Origin of the sequence: Microbulbifer aggregans (genome assembly GCF_020524005.1) — a bacterium.
In the GTDB taxonomy this organism is placed as follows: Bacteria; Pseudomonadota; Gammaproteobacteria; order Pseudomonadales; family Cellvibrionaceae; genus Microbulbifer; species Microbulbifer aggregans_A.
Genome location: NZ_JAIVKK010000013.1, coordinates 17,638 through 35,241, shown reverse-complemented (window position 1 = coordinate 35,241; position 17,604 = coordinate 17,638). Strand labels below are relative to the sequence as shown.

Below are 17,604 nucleotides of genomic sequence, written 5' to 3'. Positions count from 1 at the left end.
AATGTTTTTCACCGTAGCGATATCTACGATAGGCTCCTTTCTAGGAGCCTATATTATTTACGTGGTCACTCTTCACCGGTTTCAAGATAGACTGATATTTTATCCGCCCAAAGCTGACCTATTAAACTACAGAAAACTGGATAAATTTTCCGAGAAACTCCTTACAACTTCCGGATTTACCCTCCAAGGATGGACAATCCAGGTTGAGCATACTGTAAGAAAACGGCCTTTTCATCTGCTTTACTTCGGCGGAAATGCGCAAGAAGCGAGTGCAATACTCCCCTTGCTTGATGGATTTGGCTTTGACTTAATCACCACATTCAATTATCGAGGCTATGGATTAAGCGACGGCAACCCCTGTGAAAAATCTTTATACAGCGACGCTTTGGAAATCTATGATTGGGTTGGTATTAAATACCCAGAATCAAACATCATAGTTATGGGGCACAGCTTGGGCAGCGCCATTGCCGGACATGTGGCACGATTCAGAAATCCTGAAAAAATAATTTTATCCACCCCGCTCTATAGCCTAGAAAGAATTGCTAAAGAAAGGTTTTTTGTCCCAGGATCTATAGTCAAACACAAATTCTCTCTATTTGAGTCCACCAAAGAAATGGACTCGAAAGTACTTGCTTTAATTGCGAAGGGAGATGCTGTGATACCCAACAGCCATTCATACAACACCCTAGAAAATATAGTGAACATAATATCAGCCGTAGAAATTCCCGAAGTAGATCATAATAGTCTCATATATTCCGATGCCGCAAAAAAAGCCATCAGAAACTTCCTTAGTATCTAAACTCGTCAGCTGGACTAAACTCTCACCCCACTAGCGCCAAACAGCGAAATGAACAATGAACAATGAACAATGAACAACTTTATCGGCAACCCCCTGATAAACTTTGAAACGTGGCTCGTTAACAATTAAGCACTACTTTGCCCATCGAGCTACCGCTACGCAGACACTCAATCGCATCATGCGCTACGCGAAATGAAAACTGATGGCCGACATGTGGCGCCGGCAAATCCAGGCTCTCGCAACCGCTCAACAACTTATCGAACAGCGCCTGTTCCTGCCACAGCCAGATCAGGTTAAATGCCAGCACGGATTTATTAGTGCTGATCATATCCATCACATCGTAACGCGGGCGCTTCAGGTACAACCACGCCGCCTTCAGCCAGTTGGGCTTGTCGCCCGGCGTGAACTCGGCGGCACCGAATACGATCAGCCGTCCGGTCGGCGCCAGGGCGTCAAACGAGCGCCGCTGGATCTCGCCACCAATACCGTCCAGTACCAGATGCAATGGCCTGCCGGCGAGCTGGGTTTTCAGCTGCGCGCCGAAATCTTCACCGCGCACGATGACTTCGTGAAAACCCTGTTCGGCAAGGAACTGTTTTTTCCTCTCGGAGCCCACAGTACCAATCGGCACCCCGCCCAGCTTCTGCACCATCCGCATCGCCTGCAAACCCACACCACCGGCAGCACTCTGCACCAGAACCAGCTGGCCCGGTTTAAGCGCACCGAGTTCGGTCAGCGCGTAGTAAGCGGTAAGACTTTGCGCAGGAAATGCCGCCGCCTCGGCATAGCTCCATTCTTGGGGAATTACCCGGCAGTGTTGAGGCAATACATCCACACAGGTCGCATAACCGCCGAAGCGAGTACAACCGTAAACCCGGTCGCCAATGTTCAAATCTGTATCGACAGAGTCACCCAGTTCAATAACCACACCGGAAAACTCGAGCCCGGGAATAAAACTGTCTTCCGGCGTTGCGGAATAGAGCCCGGTCAGTGCGAAGATATCCGCAAAGTTGAGGCCAACGGACTTCACCTCGATTCGGATCTTTTCCGGATCAAGAGCCTCAATAGGTTCTGTCACCGGCCTAAGATTGCTGATCGCTCCAGCTTTGCTAGTACGCCACACGTTGCGTTTATTTTGCATTGTTTAATCTGGACTGTAGTTCGAGGTGGACCAATATAGAGATTTGTCGGGCTACCGTAAAATTTGTTCATTGAGCCGGATTGACGTTAACCCAGCGTATCCTGGAATTAGGTAAGAAAAGTTTTCACCACCAGCGCCACTCCAGAACATGCCAGCAGAGAGCGACATGTTAACAGGAACAGCTTTTCACTCAGGTGATGCTGCACTCTGTGGCCGAGATAGACGCCAAAATACGCGACCGGTGACAGCACCAACGCGGTCACCAATAGTTCGCGGCTCCATAGTCCCACCAGGGTATAGGGCACCAGTTTAATCAGGTTCATAACCCCAAACACCAGCCCCGCTGTCGCCAGCCAGGTGAGCTTTGGCAGTCCGCGACCGATCAGGTACATATTGAGTGGGGGCCCGCCGGCATGAATCAGGGTACTGGTGACACCAGAAGTCGCGCCCCAAAGCCAGGCGCTACCCGGTAGCCGCGCAGCGAGGGGCGCGAGCTTTTGCCAGAAAGCGAACAGCAGGCACAGCAGCCCGAGAGAAAGGGTCAGTATAACTGGGGATACCCAGTTAAGAAGCCACCCGCCCAGTGCAATGCCCACAATTGCCGCTGGCAGCAGGCGCCGGAGTTCCGCAGGGTCCCGATGCTGCCAGTAGTAAGTAATGGTGCGCAGGTCCATCACCAGCAGGATCGGTAACATCAATGCGACTGCACGCTCCACCGGAATCACCAGCGCAAGCAGCGGCACCGCAACCACACCGGCGCCGCCGGCAAAACCGGATTTCGAAATCCCGCTCAGGAGCACACCGACTATGGCGAGTCCCCAGAACAGCGGGCTGCTACTCAGTAATTCCATAAACAAGTTGTGTTAGCCGCGCTGCTCTGGCTTGCGCGGGAGGTCGAACCAGAGTGCGGTCACGCCGCCTTCGCCCGCACGCAGTCTCAGAGGTTCATCCAGTGTACCGAGACCATCACCATCACTGAGCATCTGCTCATTGGCTTCGACAGCCCCGTCAATAATATGCAGGTAACCGATGCCTTCGGTGGTTGTGAGGGTTTCGCTTTCGCCAGCCTTTAATTGCAACCGATAGAGACTTGCATCCTGATGCAGGGTAAGCGAGCCGTCGCGACCGTCTGCAGTAACCAGCGGCGTGAGCTTGGCGGACTGCGGGATGGCTTTCTGCTCGTACCCCGGCTCCAGGTTGCGCTGGTTGGGTATTACCCAAATTTGCAGAAACTTCAGCGGCTCGGTTTTGGAATGATTGTATTCCGAGTGAGTGATTCCGGTGCCGGCGGTCATACGCTGCACTTCGCCCGCTGGCAATACGAATTCGTTACCCATACTGTCTTTATGGGCAATGGCACCGGAAAGCACATAGGAGATGATTTCCATGTCCCGGTGACCGTGGGTACCAAAACCGGCACCGGGTGCCACGGTATCATCGTTGATCACCCGCAGCGCGGAGATACCCATATGCTTGGGGTCGTAATAGTGACCAAAGGAAAACGTATGGCGTGAATCGAGCCAGCCGAAATCTGCCTTGCCGCGTTCTTCAGCGTGCCGTAGATAGAGCATTTTGCCGTCCTCGCAATGGATTGGATGGCGCTACTATACGAGGGGTTATAGAAGGGAAAAATCGAATTTAGTGGGATAAATCATTCGATTTAAACACTTTAGCCGCTGATGCTTACAGCCAGGTGTTTGTAGTCAGGTCAGCAAAAGCCCGCCCATCAGGACGGGCACCTTATTGTGCAGCGGTAACGGGCTTTAGCTTTACCAGGTCATTCAGCACACTATCCAAACCACCATACACCGAGATTTTGTCGATCCGCGCGGTAACCCGTTCAAGTGCTTCGAGTTCCTTCAGGCGCAGCAAAACCGGGCTGTTTTCCATCATTTTGGCCGTGTTGTGCAGTGATCGCATCGCGTGGGTTTCCTCGCGCCGCTTGATCAGATTGGCCTCAGACTCCTTTTGCGCTTCCATAACCTGATTCAGGATCAGCTTCATATCACCGGGTAAAATGATGTCTTTCACTCCAACGGTGGCAACCTCTATGCCGTACTGCATCAGCTTGCCCCGCACACCCTCGGATATTCCCACATTGAGGCTATCCTTATCTTCCAAAATAGCATCAAGACTCTGTGTACCCACCACCTCTCGTAAGCGCAGCTGAAGCTCTCGGTAGATAAACCCAGCGTAATCTCCGAGTTTCAACACGGCCTTCTTCGGTTCAACTACGCGATAGCTCGAACTCAGGTTAATTCGCAGGCTTACCTTGTCTTTGGTCAGTATTTCCTGACCGCCAACCTCCAGCGTCTGCAACTTGAGGTCAACCAGGCTCACTTTGATCGATCGGTTATATTTCCAGAACCCGTAGCGACCCGGTTTCAGCTGTTGCTCCAGCTTTCCGTTCACCATGAGGAGTGCCATGCTTTCTTCCGCCACCTCGAGATACTGGATCAGTGCGTTTGCCGCTGCACTTTTTCCAACAGCCGAGCTCCCCTCCAGAAAAGGAACCAGTTTTTCATCGACGGTATACTCCTCGCCGATGTCGACGATTTCTACCCTCACTTTCTCTAGCCCCTTCCAGACAGGAATGAATGTGCCCGGCTCGACGATATCGGTAAGGTGGTCATCCCGATATACCAAGCCAACTTCAGTATCGCCCAGTTCGTAGCTTTCGATATACCGACCAAGTTGCTCTCCATGCAGTTTGAGCAAAAATTTGGCATCGACTCTCCTGAAAAGTACCTTGCTGATATCGTGTAATTCAATACGCGTGTCGTCCATCAGTGTCCAAATTCGATGCCGACCGGGTTCGAGTACGCGTACAAACCTGTTGTTACGAAACAGCAAGGCACGTTCAGTATCGCCGATATCCACGCATTTCCATATGAACATATAATTCTCCTTAAAACCTGAGCGAGGCCCACTCGGACATTTCGAGGGCGACGGATAGAATCAGGCAGGTCACTCTGCGATTGGTAGCGCCAGCTCGTATCGGAGCGCCAACTATGTCAGCATCTCAATACGGCGAGCTCTACTTCACTGAGCAACATGCAAAATTGCACACCATCGACGTCTGAAACCTCCGACACGCTGTCACAAAGTCATCCCGCCTGCCCGAGGGAAGGCGTTTCGACCGAGCCACAACGCAATGGGCCTCTGAGTACATAAATGGGCCTAAACCCTGTGGGGATTCGAACCCCGGGCTTTCGCCTTTACCATGGAGTCGTTTCCAAGACGACCTTACTTTGGCAGGAATTGAACCTGCGACCCGTCGACGTTCATCGACTGCTCTACCACCTGAGCTACAAAGTGGTGTTTAGGTAATTCTTTACTCGGTACACAAGTCGCCACAAGCGATTGCGCCAGGCTGGCGTACTGAACCAGCTCCGCAGAGTAAACAACATCCCCAAACCCTTTTATCATCATCCGCAAATGGCGAATGATGAATGTTCTTACCCGCCCCGCACATCCCTGTGTAATCACTCTTCCGTGAATGTGATATCAGCAAACACATGGCGGTTCTTGTTTGCTTTTAAATCTCTACCATCCAAACATCACTGTCTATTTTCCTGACCTCAATAGAAGTTCCGGTGAGTTGGCTTATAACGCTGACATTCGTCAACAAATGCTGACTCGGTTCGAGCGTGACAAATCGCCCACCGTTCCCAAGAACCATCGGCAGCAACAACTGGTCCGCCAGATATTCTCCCACCGGTACACCAGCTTTCAGATAGCGTTCCAGAGCGTTTACTGCACGCCCTGCAACCCGTTCAGCCCGCAGTTGTTTTTCACCTACAACTTCAAATACTTCTGTGATGCATTCAGCGGAAACCCGCAAAGACACCATATTTCCCGGGCCAACCGATTCCACGCTTCGATAGTGAAGATTATCGTCTGGCCAGTGACACCTTCTCTTGATCTGCTGCAATTCTCTGTCGCCAATATGCCGCGGCAACTGTGACAAGGTCACCACAGCAAAGACCTTCATCAATCTGCCTCTATCGCAAAGTTCAAGAGAGCACACATTTTCTGCGGGAAAAATACGCGCGCGCCACTGGCCGCCACCCGCTGGGTAAAAGCCGAATTTTTCCAGCACTACCTCAACGCGATAGCCCATTCTTGCGAGCACGGGCAACAATGTCTGCTCGATGAAATCAAAACTCGGCGCAAGACCGTTGTGGGTACCTCCTTCCAGGCACAGTTCACTGACGCCGTTCGCAAGGAGCAAGGGCAACAGAATTGTCTGAAATAAAAGACTGGTACTACCGGCTGAGCCGATTGCGAAATGGTAGTTACCCGCGTTCACCAACCCAGGCTCAAAAACCACCTCGGTGGATCCCAGCTCGTCACCTAAAACCCTGGCACCGCTTATGGCCTGGGCCGCGCGCAGGCAGGCCAGATGCTGCCGCAGCAAGCCCGGCTTGCTGCGGCCGGCTCGGATATTCTTTATCTGAACCGGTTTTTGCAGGCACATCGCCAGAGTCAATGCAGAGCGAAATATCTGCCCACCACCTTCGCCTTGAGAACCGTCAACTACTTGCATCCCGCTATCCTTTTACACACACCACCTGTTTCAGCGTGTATACGATTTCCACCAGATCTTTCTGGGCCGCCATGACCTGCTCGATCGGTTTGTAGGCTGCCGGTGTCTCGTCGATGACACCCGCATCTTTTCGACACTCGACATCAGCAGTCGCCCGCCGGTGTTCTTCAAGGGACACCAACTGCTTGGCTTTTGTACGTGACATAACACGCCCGGCACCATGGCTACAGCTACAGAAACTTTCCGCGTTTCCAAGGCCACGAACGATAAATGAACGCGCGCCCATACTGCCCGGTATGATTCCCATTTCTCCAGCGCCAGCGCGAACGGCACCCTTGCGGGTAACCAGCACATCTTTCCCGTAATGGTGCTCACGGGACACATAGTTGTGATGACAGTTCACCGCTTCGATACGCGCATCAAAATCCATTTTCAACGCGCTTTTTACCGCACTGATAGCACGCGCCATCATGACTTCACGATTGATACGCGCAAAGTTCTGTGCCCACTCGACGGCCTCGATGTACTGATCAAAATGCTCGGTCCCCTCCGGCAAATAAGCCAGATCGGAATCTGGCAACTGGATATGCCAGCGCTCCATATCCCGTTTCGCCATTTCAATAAAATGATTACCGATGCGGTTTCCAACACCACGGGAGCCACTGTGCAACATTAGCCAGACGCTACCGTGTTCATCGAGACACATTTCGACAAAGTGATTTCCGGTTCCAAGCGTTCCCAGGTGGTTGAGATTGTTGGTTTTCCTCAATACGGGGTGCTTTTCCTGCAACACATCGAACTGCATAGCCAACGGCGCCCAGGCCGACATCACATCATTGGGCACGTCACACCAGGCGCCTTTATCCCGGCTACCGCGGGCGCGGGAGGAACGGCCGTGGGGTATCGCGCGCTCGATCGCCGAGCGTACCGGGGCCAGATCATCCGGCAGCTGCGATGCCTTCAGGCTTGTCCGCACCGCCATCATCCCGCAGCCAATATCCACACCCACGGCAGCCGGTATCACTGCACCCACGGTAGGCACGACACTACCGATGGTCGCCCCTTTTCCCAGATGGACATCCGGCATCGCAGCCAGCCACTGATGGATGAACGGCAGACGAGAGATATTTTTTAGCTGCTCTTTTGCCTCAGCTTCAAACGGCACGCCCACCGTCCAGGACTTGATCGGTACACCGCCGTCCTGCATCACTTCATAGGTTCGCTGAGTCACGGTTCTTTCCTTTTCATCAAATATTCGTTGCTGTTTTCAGATCTGCGCCCCTTATTGCCAGGAAAGTGCCAACTTTTCAGAAAAAACAAAATAAATTTATAACTCTTTGATTACTAAGGATTTAATTGTTTTTCTACCGCAGCGGAATGGCGATTACGGCGAATTGCCAGCCCCTTAAAACTATCTTTTTAGATATCTAAATAATATATTCGATAGCATGAAAACAGTTGCAATCAGTATTCTGGGAACCACCCTGGATCGGCGCGGAAGGGGCAACAAGCGCTGGGACAAATGGCGCCCCAATATCTCCATGTGCCAGCACGACGATCTCCTGATCGATCGACTCGAACTGCTGTTCGATAACCATTCCCAAGGTCTGGCAGATCAGGTTACAGAGGATATTGCGCGTATATCGCCGGAGACCGAGGTAGTCCACCACCGGGTGAATTTTCAGGATCCTTGGGATTTCGAGTCGGTTTACAGCCTTTTGCTCGATTTCGCCCGTGGCTATAGCTTCAGACCACACCGTGAAAACTATCTGGTCCATATCACCACTGGTACCCACGTAGCACAGATCTGTCTCTATCTGCTCACAGAAGCGGGCTACCTGCCCGGGCAATTGCTGCAGACATCACCCGCCAAGCGGGACAGTAATCTGCCCGGCCAATACCAGATCATCGATCTCGACCTTTCCAAATACGACCAGATAGCTTCCCGATTCCAGAAAGAGCATCAGGAGGGTACCGCCTACCTCAAGGGCGGTATCGAAACCCGCAACAAGGCATTTAACGACATGATCGCGCAGCTGGAGAAAGTGTCTATCCGCTCCAATGCGCCCATCCTGATTACCGGCCCCACAGGCGCCGGTAAATCACAGCTTGCCCAGCGGGTATACGAATTGCGAAAGCAACGCGGCACTCTCGAAGGCCAGCTCGTGGCTATCAACTGCGCCACGCTTAAAGGCGAGAACGCTATGTCCGCGCTGTTTGGTCACAAAAAGGGCGCTTTCACCGGTGCAAATAGTGATCGTGCCGGCCTGCTCAAACAGGCCCACAAGGGCTTGCTGTTCCTGGATGAGATTGGCGAGCTCGGTCTTGACGAGCAGGCGATGCTGTTGCGAGCCATTGAGGACAAGCGGTTTATTCCATTCGGCTCGGATAAGGAAGCCAGTAGTGACTTCCAGCTAATCGCGGGCACCAATAACGACCTGATCCAGAAGGCGCGGGAGGGAAGTTTCCGCGCTGATTTACTGGCTCGGATTGACCTGTGGACATATCAGCTCCCTTCACTCAAAGATCGCATTGAGGATCTGGAGCCCAATATCGACTATGAATTGGAAGCTTTCTGCAACAAGGCGGGATACCTGGCCAGCTTTAACAGGGCCGCACGGGGAAAATACCTGGTGTTCGGACGTTCACCCCAAGCAAGTTGGTCGGCGAATTTCCGAGACCTCAATGCCAGTATCACTCGTATGGCGACGCTTTCAGATGGTGGGCGAATAACCGAAAAAATAGTAGACGAGGAAATCTTGCGCCTAAATCAAAAATGGCAAGGCTCAGGAGGCAGTGCCATCAGGCTCAGAACGACCATTGACGATGTACTGGGTAGTGGAAGTAGCGACGAAATGGACTTTTACGACCAGCTCAAGCTCGCAGCCCTTGTAGAAGTGTGCAAACAGTCCAGCTCAATGGCTGAGGCCGGCAGGAAGCTCTTCAATATTAGCCGACTGAAAAAAACGTCCAGCAATGACTCCCACAGAGTCAAACAGCTATTGAGCAAGTACGGCATTAACTTTGAAAGCCTTAAGGCTTAAATTATTCCGAAAAAATTCTAAGCAATGTGCCTAAATTCAGGTTCAGCAACGCCTGTAATAATACCGGAGCTGCTGAACCTGACACCGACGGAATATTTATCCCTCAGCGCTCTGCAGTGACTCCGCAACTGCCTGCACTTCCGCCATTACCCGCATCAAGTTACCACTCCACAGCTGGCCAATTTGTTCCTCGCTGTAATTGCGTTTGAGCAACTCAGCGGTCACTGCAGAAGTTTCCGAGGCGTCATTCCACCCGGAAACACCACCGCCGCCATCGAAGTCGGAACTGATCCCTACATGGTCGATACCGATTTTCTGCACCAGGTAATCGATGTGATCGACAAAGTCCTGCACATTGACCGGTGGCACTACGGGATCGACTTCTTTCTCAACCATGGGCGCGACTTCGGTGCGCAGCTTCATAAAGCCGTCCATGTACTCATGGCGCGCGGCTGGATCGAGTTTGGCGACCTCTTTCCAGTCCATCATCTGGAAACCGGTTTTCTGCGCTTCCCTGGCCATCACTGCGAAGGCCTTTTCCTTCCACGCGTCGAACTTTTCGGTATTCAGGTATGACGCAAAAGCCACAGTCTGCACGACACCGCCATTTTCCTTAATCGCCATAAGCTCTTCGTCGTCCAGATTACGACTGACGTCGTTCATGGCCTTGGCCGAGGAATGCGATGCGATCACTGGCGCTTTGGTCAGTTCCAGGGTTTGCATATTGGCTTTCTTCGACGGGTGCGACAGGTCGACGATGATACCCACGCGGTTCATCTCCGCGATGAGTTCGCGCCCAAGATCACTCAGGCCATCGTGTAACCATACGCCGTCGCTTTCCCCGGTATTGGAGTCGGCAAACTGGCTGTGGCCATTGTGCGCAAGCGACATGTAACGCGCGCCGCGATTATAGAAATCCTGCACCAGGCTGAGATCAGTACCCAGAGGATAGGCGTTCTCAACGCCCATCAATGCCGCGAGCTTGCCCTCCGCGATCAGGCTCTGGACATCCTCCGGTGTCGTCGCCAGGCCAATGCGTTCCGGGGCGATTTCTTCGACGAGGCGGTGCACTGCATCAAACTTGGCGATCGCATTTTCCAGTGCAGCGGCATAGCCCTCTTCGGTCAATTCGCCCTGACCGGTGTAGATGCTGAACCACACCGCATCCAGCCCGCCCTGCTCCAGCTTGCCCAGATCCACCTGGGTTTGCAGGTCCTGAGTGTAATTTTGCTCAGCGGTAAAATTGCTCACATCCAGATCCACATGGGTATCCATCGTGAGTAAGCCTTTGTGCAGCGCTTCTACATCCGCCACGGCAGCTTTATCGCCATTCTCGCCAGGGGATTGTTCGATAGCAGCGCTCTCGCCCGTCGATGCCGTCTCTGTCGATTGTTTCACTTCCGGGCTACAACCCGCCATCAAGGCGCCCGCGATACAGAGCGCCAGGTTGAGTTTTTTCAGCATGTTATTTTCCTGATTAGAAGCTGTACGTCACCGTGCCCTGGAATGTGCGCGGGCTCAATGGGCGGAAATAGGGAGAGCCGGCATAAACAAAGGACAGCGCTTCGGTATTAAAGACGTTGTCGAGGTTCAGACGCAAGTTGGCGTTACTGAGGCCGATGGATTCGCCACTGATATCCACATACGCGGCAGCTACCGTGTAATCGTCCATTTCAAACATTTCCGCATAATCCGCGTAGCGTTTGCCGGTATGTTTGAACGATAGGTTGGCGACCACCCAATCGGAAGGCTCCCAGGTTACACCACCGGTCACCAGCCATTCGGGACTGTCGGCCAGCTGGCTGCCTGCCGGGTTGCCGCCAAAGCCGTCGGACAACTCTGCCTTGTTATAACTCACGTTCGCATTGAAATAGAGTTCATTGTTGAAGATTGCCGGCATGTAAACGCCTGATAACTCGATACCCCACGCGGTGGTTTCCCCCGCGTTGGTATAGAAAGCCTCGGGTTCGTTGGTGGCCGGGTTCAGTACATTGCCCGCAACCAGGCGGTTATCGAAGCTGGTGTAGTACATGGCGAGCGCACCGTTGTACTGGGACCGGCTGGTACGGAAGCCGAATTCAATATTTTCCGCGGTTTCCCCTTTCGGCGCTGGTGCATCAAAACTGGTGGCAACCGAGAAAATATCGTCTGCGCCCTTCGGCAAAGCAAAGCTCTCGGACCAGGAGGCAAACACCTGATCGGTATCGTTCAGGTTGTAGACGGCACCGAGCATTGGCAGGAAGTTGTCTGAATATTTTGCATCAACCGACTGCGGTCCGTAATTTTCGTAATCCGCGTAATCACGGTAACCGTCGAGGGCGTAGTCGATACTGAGCGCCTTGGCTCCGAGCTCGACATTGAGACGATCATCCATCAGTGCGATGGTATCTTTCACATACAGCTGCACGGTATCGCGGGTGCTGGTGTACTCCCTGCGATAATAGGCGACTTCATCTTTGATCACGTCACCGTCAGCGCTGCCACCGGTTTTGTTGTAGCGCAACTGGCTGCGATTGTAGGTCTCGTCTTCAAGCCAGCCACCGAATTCGATTTTGTGTTGTCCCAGCACCCACTCAATGCCGGCGGTAAAGCCCTGGCGCTCACCGCCAACTCCGGAATAACCATATTGCACGCCGCGCGGGTGCGTTACATCCAGCCCCAGCGCTGCCTGGCGCGTGTATATGGACAGAGAGTTGGGATAGCTGTCCGGTGACACGCCGTAGCCGGCTTTGTCTTCGTAATACCAGGTGGAATTCAGATAGATGTCTTCGGCGAGATCGGTTGCCAGGGAAACAGAGTAGAGTTTGTCATCGCGGATATTGACGCGATCTTCGTAGTAGCTGGTGCAGCTTCCACTGGTAAAGACGGGCGTGAAATCCTGGTCATCGATGGTGCCGTCGCCATTGAAGTCATACACGCCCGGCATCGGGTTGCTACAACCCTCAGGGATGGCATCGAGGTAAGCGTAGTAGTAATCGGCCTCAAATGTGCTTTCCAGTCCGGAGGGTGAATCGTAATCGTAGAAGTCGTTGCTGATAAAACTCGCGGTTATGTAGCTGTCTTCGTCGAAATCGTACTTCGCCTTTCCTTCCAGGTGCTCACGGTCGATGGTACCGGGACCGCGCCACAGGTCACTGTCGGTTTTTGAGCGGCTGATATAGGCGCCGAAGCCGCCGATATTTCCGGTTTCCAGACGTACGAAAGTGCGCAGTAAGTTGTCGTCACCGGAGGTCACTGAGACCACACCGCCGGCGTCGTCTGCCGGCATCATGGTGTTATAGGAAACAATCGGGCCGAGCGATGCATAACTGGGCAGCGATACATCCCCTGCACCAGGAGAGGCCAGCACCGACGCGAGGTTTTCGTTATCCACATAGCGGAAAATCGGGCTGCCACCAAACGCATCGGAACGCCCCATCGGTACGCCGTCACGCACGAAACCCACCTGTGACAGGCTGAAGGCACGCACCTGCACCGAGTTACCGAATTCATAAAGCCCCAAAGCACCATCGGTCTGTACGTTGAAGCCGGGCAGGCTCTCGAGCATTTTCAGGCCGGAAATACCGGCCGGTGCGGAGAGTAACTCCTCACGTGTCACCCCAACCGTATTGCTGACCTGATCTTCGCCGATAGCAAGGTCGGCCTGGGAGGTGCGCTTGGCCTGTACCACGACCTCTTCCATTGCCCCAGCCGCAGCCTTTTCGTCCGCTGCGATGGTTGGATATGCGGTCAGCGCACTGGAAATTGCCAGCAGATATGCCGCGGATTTTGAGTTGCTCGTCATATGCCCTTCCCCATTTTTTTAGTAATAGCCGTCTGCGGTGATGCGCAGCATCCCGACGACAGGGCAACCATTACCAGCATTGACTCCCGGCGAAGGGATTACTTGGAGATAGGCAACTTACATGCCATACGTTTCGCTAGCAGGAAATGGGCGAGGTTGTTTTGAGGTGAAGTGACATTGAGAACAGACGAGAAGAAATTGCCCCGGCATGTACACCGGGGCAGAAAGGGATCAATTTTTTTGCTGGCGAATAAAACGGTCCATTTCCTGCTCCAGCATGGACAGTGGCAGGGCACCGTTGGCCAACAGGGCATCGTGGAATTTGCGGATATCGAATTGATCGCCGAGCGCCTTCTCGGCTTCCGCGCGCAGTTCACGGATTTTGATTTCGCCCATTTTGTATGAGAGCGCCTGGCCCGGCCAGGAGATGTAACGGTCTACTTCCGCGCGCACATTGGCCTTGGACAGTGAGGTGTTGTCGGCGAGGAAATCCAGCGCCTGCTGGCGGTTCCAGCCCTGGGAGTGAATGCCGGTGTCGATCACCAGGCGACAGGCGCGCCACATTTCATAGCTCAGGCGGCCGAACTGCTGATAGGCGTCTTCATACACGCCCATCTCGACGCCGAGGCGCTCGGAATAGAGGCCCCAGCCTTCTCCGTAAGCACTGAGATACAGATTGCGGCGGAACTGCGGAACATTCTCCAGTTCCAGTGACAGTGCGCCCTGCAGGTGGTGGCCAGGCACTGATTCGTGCAGGGTAAGTGCCACCAGTTCGTACAACGGGCGCTGGTCCAGCGCATAGGTATTCACCCAATAGGCGCCACCGCGGGTGCCACCGATGGCTGCCGGATTGTATGAGGCGGTGGTGTAGTTCGGGGCGATTTCATCGGGCACCGGCACCACGCCGTACGGCAGGCGCGGCAGCTTGCCGAAGAATTCCGGCAGTCGGTAGTCGATACGCTTGGCAATGTAGGACGCTTCCTTGAGAAGATCCTTGGGTGTTTTTGCATAGAACTGAGGATCGGTGCGCAGGAATTCGGTGAACTCTTCAAAGCTGCCTTTAAACCCGGATTCCTTGATCAATGCGTCCATTTCCCCGCGAATACGCTTCACTTCCGCGAGACCAATTTTATGGATCTCATTTGGATCCATATCCAGGGTTACATAGGTGCGGATAGCGTGTCGGTAATAGGCTTCGCCACCTGGCAGCGCTTCGGCCTCCAGGGTATCGGTGGCCGCATTTAGATAGTCGCCTTCAAGAAACGTTGCCACACGATCGAAGGCGGGAATGGCATAGTCCCTGATCGCCTGCTTGCCCTGTTGCTGCAGACGTTTTTTCTCGGCCGCGGAGAAATTCTCCGGCAGGTTGTTGAATGGCTCGTACAGGCTGCTCTTGGTGGGGTCATCGTAAACCTGCGCACGCACCGTGGGCGCTATGCCCTCGACCACGATTTTCGGCAATACGAAACCGTCTTTCACCCCCACGCGCATATTCGCGAGGTTCTCATCGAAGTAGCGGCCGAAGTCCTTGATACGGGCAATGTAGTCTTCGTAATCCGAGACCCGCGGCATCGACAGCCCACTGCTCGCATCCAGCGCAGAGCTCCAGAAGCTGTAAAAGGTATTGACCGGAATCCGATCCAGGAACAGCTCGTTGCCCTCAATGGAGTTTTCCAGCACCCAGCTCAACAGCTCGTGGTTTACGCGCTCCGACGCACTCAGCTGTGAGGCATCGATCTTTTGTAAACGGGCAAGCAACGCCTGCTCTGCTTTCAGGCGGCGGGCTCGGTCCTGTGGCGCCACACCGGGCAGGCGGTCGTTGTAGCCCGTTTCGCCCATGCGACCCGCGGTGATGGGGTCTTCGCGCAGGCTGTACTGCCAGTGATCATCGATGACCTGTTGCAGTGCTTCCGGTGCGGAAGCGGCCCAACTTGCGGGCGCAAACAGTGTCGCCAACAGGGTAAGAATCGGTATAAACCGCAACGGGTTCGCCAGGGTACTGCCGGGCATGATGGAATACTCCGAGGTTATTTTGCTTTGCCCGCAACCTTACCACGGGGTATTGGTATTGCGACGCCCGCCTCGACATACCGCCGGATGACAGGTCACGATAACGGCAGGCCGCGACTTGCCAGGCAAAAGTTCTGCCCGAAACGCCGGGAATGGCAGTCGATAAGGGAGCCTCAAGCGATGCTCTTGATTAGCCCACCCTCAGCCTTGATGCTGGCACCGTTGATGGCGGCACTCAGCGGTGAAGCGATAAAGGCCACCACGGCGGCAATCTCTTCTGGTTTGATAAACCGTTGCAATAGAGAGTCGGGCTCGGTCTCCTTGAAAAACTCGGCAACAAATTGTTCTTCGGTTTTGCCCTGCCCGGCCGCACTTTCTTTCAGCCACTGGCTGACGCCCTCAGTCAGCGTCGGCCCCGGCAGCACGGAATTCACCGTCATATTCTTGCCGCTGCCTTTGGTAAGGTTTGCCAAGCCGCGGCCGATCACGATCTGGGCGCCTTTGGTGACCGAATAGTGCACCATGCTCTCGAGCCCACGCATGCCCGCTTCACTGGCAATATTGATGATGCGCCCGAATTTCTGCTCCAGCATCTTTGGGAAAAAGTAGCGACACAAACGCACGGTACTGAGCACATTCACATCGAGAAAATGCCGCCACTCCTCATCACTGATCTCGGCAAAGCGTTTGGGATTGAATATGCCCATATTGTTGATCAGTACATCGAGCTGCCCAAGGGTTTCGATTTCCTGGCAGATTTTTTCACTGTCTTCGGGGTCGGATAAATCGCCATCGATGGCAATGACGTCACCAAGGCTCTCCAATTCTTTCGCCACCTGAGCTGTACCGGAGCGCCCATTGATAATTACTTTGGCGCCCTCTTTTAACAGCGCCTCGGCAATGGCGCGTCCGATGCCTTTGGTTGAACCACTGATAAATACGAGTTTTCCATCGAGTTGTAGATCCATCACCGGTTTCCACTAGTAATCCTATTCGGGCTAAGCCTAGTGTGCATAAAGCAAGTAAGGGAAAACAAAGTGCAAGAAACTCCGCCTCAAGCCACTGTCACACAAATTATTTCGCCCCTTGCTTTCACAGCGCAACTTTTGTTCTTCGGTTCTACACTCAAAGGCAAAGTAATCATGGCTGTGGCCACGACAAGGAGATTTCGTCGTGTATTTAATGTATTTCCCAAGCGTGTGGGGACGGAGAGTATTCAGAAATAGTGGCGCGGCCATTTTTGTCTCGGCACTGATGTCGCTGTTTTCAGTTTCCACATCCGCTACCGAAGGCGGCATCGGTTACTACGTACCAGGCACCACCGCTACCTTGATTGACCGGGCACCGGTACAGACCGGCTGGGTCTTCGAGCCCATGTATATGAATTACAGCGGTGACCTCAGTGCCTCGGTCAATGTCCCCATTGCCGGACTGGTGACCGCGGGCATCGACGTGAGAATTAACAGCTTTCTCCCCGGCGCTTTATATACCTTCGAAAACACGGTACTCGGCGCTAAATATACCGTCGGCGCCTACCTTGCTTGGAACGATGTGGATGTCAGCGGCAGGCTTTCCAGTCCGCTGGGATCAATCCGGCGCAGCGAATCGGAATCTGGTCTGGGTGACACATCCCTGATCCCACTGATGCTTGGCTGGGTCGACGGAAACTGGCAGTACAATGTGATGCTTCCCGTGCGCGCACCCACAGGGGACTACGAAACCGGGCGCCTCGCCAATCCGGGCCTGAATTACTGGGCGGTCGATCCCACTTTCGGTATTTCTTATGCCAATATGGAGAGCGGTTTCAACGCCTCCCTGTTCGGTGGTCTCACCATAAACGATGAAAACGACGATACCAATTATCGCAGTGGACGGATGTTACATTTCGATGCGAGCCTGCAGCAGATGATAAAGGCCGGTAACGGCTTTATGACACTTGGGCTCGCCGCGTTTCTAGGCAACCAGATTAGCGACGACAAAAACCAGAGCCGGTTTGTCGGTGCTTTCCAAACCAAGACTGCCGGTATCGGCCCTGCAATCGGCTACATGCTGCCCATGGGCAAGGACAATATCGTGGTCGAATTCCGCTGGCTGCCGCAGCTGGATACCAAAAACACCACGGAAGGCGACTACTACTGGCTGAAATTTGTTTACCAGCTGGGCACTGGTAAAAAATAATTCGACTTTGCCACAGTGCTCCAAAAGGCCACTCGCGAGTGGCCTTTTTTGTGCGCACGAAAAATATGTGGTCACTATGTGCGACGCACCGTGCTTATT

13 protein-coding genes and 1 tRNA gene are annotated in these 17,604 nt (G+C 53.6%); 3 read left to right on the top strand and 11 right to left on the bottom strand.

Features of this window, described 5'->3' with window-relative positions; translation table 11 throughout:
* Nucleotide 1 precedes the first annotated feature (1 nt).
* Nucleotides 2-799: an alpha/beta hydrolase gene (locus LC093_RS18580; protein ID WP_226668411.1), complete on the top strand. Its 798-nt coding sequence runs from the start codon at nt 2-4 to the stop codon at nt 797-799.
* A 118-nt stretch (nt 800-917) separates the two neighbouring features.
* On the opposite strand, the gene LC093_RS18575 is transcribed toward LC093_RS18580, so the two are convergent.
* The 7 genes from LC093_RS18575 to LC093_RS18545 form a co-directional block, all read right to left on the bottom strand.
* A complete protein-coding gene (locus tag LC093_RS18575) occupies nt 918-1,940 on the bottom strand; it encodes a zinc-binding dehydrogenase (RefSeq protein ID WP_226668408.1) in 1,023 nt (340 codons plus the stop codon).
* 107 nt (nt 1,941-2,047) lie between these two features.
* Nucleotides 2,048-2,791 (bottom strand): sulfite exporter TauE/SafE family protein, encoded by a 744-nt coding sequence (locus tag LC093_RS18570; RefSeq protein WP_226668406.1) that lies wholly within the window; start codon nt 2,789-2,791, stop codon nt 2,048-2,050.
* A 12-nt stretch (nt 2,792-2,803) separates the two neighbouring features.
* Nucleotides 2,804-3,511: a pirin family protein gene (locus LC093_RS18565; protein ID WP_226668404.1), complete on the bottom strand. Its 708-nt coding sequence runs from the start codon at nt 3,509-3,511 to the stop codon at nt 2,804-2,806.
* 169 nt (nt 3,512-3,680) lie between these two features.
* The gene (locus tag LC093_RS18560) at nt 3,681-4,838 is read right to left on the bottom strand and encodes a slipin family protein (protein WP_226668402.1); all 1,158 of its coding nucleotides are present in this window, start codon (nt 4,836-4,838) and stop codon (nt 3,681-3,683) included.
* 348 nt (nt 4,839-5,186) lie between these two features.
* Nucleotides 5,187-5,258 (bottom strand) — tRNA-Phe (locus tag LC093_RS18555).
* A gap of 220 nt (nt 5,259-5,478) precedes the next feature.
* Nucleotides 5,479-6,489, bottom strand: coding sequence for an RNA 3'-terminal phosphate cyclase (gene rtcA / locus LC093_RS18550; protein WP_226668399.1), 1,011 nt, complete (start codon nt 6,487-6,489; stop codon nt 5,479-5,481).
* Between the two features lie 4 nt (nt 6,490-6,493).
* Nucleotides 6,494-7,720: an RtcB family protein gene (locus tag LC093_RS18545; protein WP_319004950.1), complete on the bottom strand. Its 1,227-nt coding sequence runs from the start codon at nt 7,718-7,720 to the stop codon at nt 6,494-6,496.
* A gap of 217 nt (nt 7,721-7,937) precedes the next feature.
* Here LC093_RS18545 and rtcR point away from each other — a divergent pair, with 217 nt between their 5' ends.
* Nucleotides 7,938-9,533, top strand: coding sequence for an RNA repair transcriptional activator RtcR (rtcR, locus tag LC093_RS18540; RefSeq protein ID WP_226668397.1), 1,596 nt, complete (start codon nt 7,938-7,940; stop codon nt 9,531-9,533).
* Nucleotides 9,534-9,629: 96 nt separating this feature from the next.
* On the opposite strand, the gene LC093_RS18535 is transcribed toward rtcR, so the two are convergent.
* From LC093_RS18535 to LC093_RS18520, 4 genes are all read right to left on the bottom strand, one after another.
* On the bottom strand, nt 9,630-10,997 hold the full coding sequence (locus LC093_RS18535) for a dipeptidase (protein ID WP_226668393.1): 1,368 nt from the start codon (nt 10,995-10,997) through the stop codon (nt 9,630-9,632).
* A 13-nt stretch (nt 10,998-11,010) separates the two neighbouring features.
* Nucleotides 11,011-13,317: a TonB-dependent receptor gene (locus LC093_RS18530; protein WP_226668391.1), complete on the bottom strand. Its 2,307-nt coding sequence runs from the start codon at nt 13,315-13,317 to the stop codon at nt 11,011-11,013.
* Nucleotides 13,318-13,548: 231 nt separating this feature from the next.
* Nucleotides 13,549-15,327, bottom strand: coding sequence for a DUF885 domain-containing protein (locus LC093_RS18525; RefSeq protein ID WP_226668388.1), 1,779 nt, complete (start codon nt 15,325-15,327; stop codon nt 13,549-13,551).
* Nucleotides 15,328-15,500: 173 nt separating this feature from the next.
* Nucleotides 15,501-16,295, bottom strand: coding sequence for an SDR family NAD(P)-dependent oxidoreductase (locus tag LC093_RS18520; protein WP_226668385.1), 795 nt, complete (start codon nt 16,293-16,295; stop codon nt 15,501-15,503).
* 214 nt (nt 16,296-16,509) lie between these two features.
* On the opposite strand from LC093_RS18520, the gene LC093_RS18515 reads away from it, so the two are divergent.
* The gene (locus LC093_RS18515; RefSeq protein WP_226668617.1) at nt 16,510-17,505 is read left to right on the top strand and encodes a transporter; all 996 of its coding nucleotides are present in this window, start codon (nt 16,510-16,512) and stop codon (nt 17,503-17,505) included.
* Nucleotides 17,506-17,604: the final 99 nt, after the last annotated feature.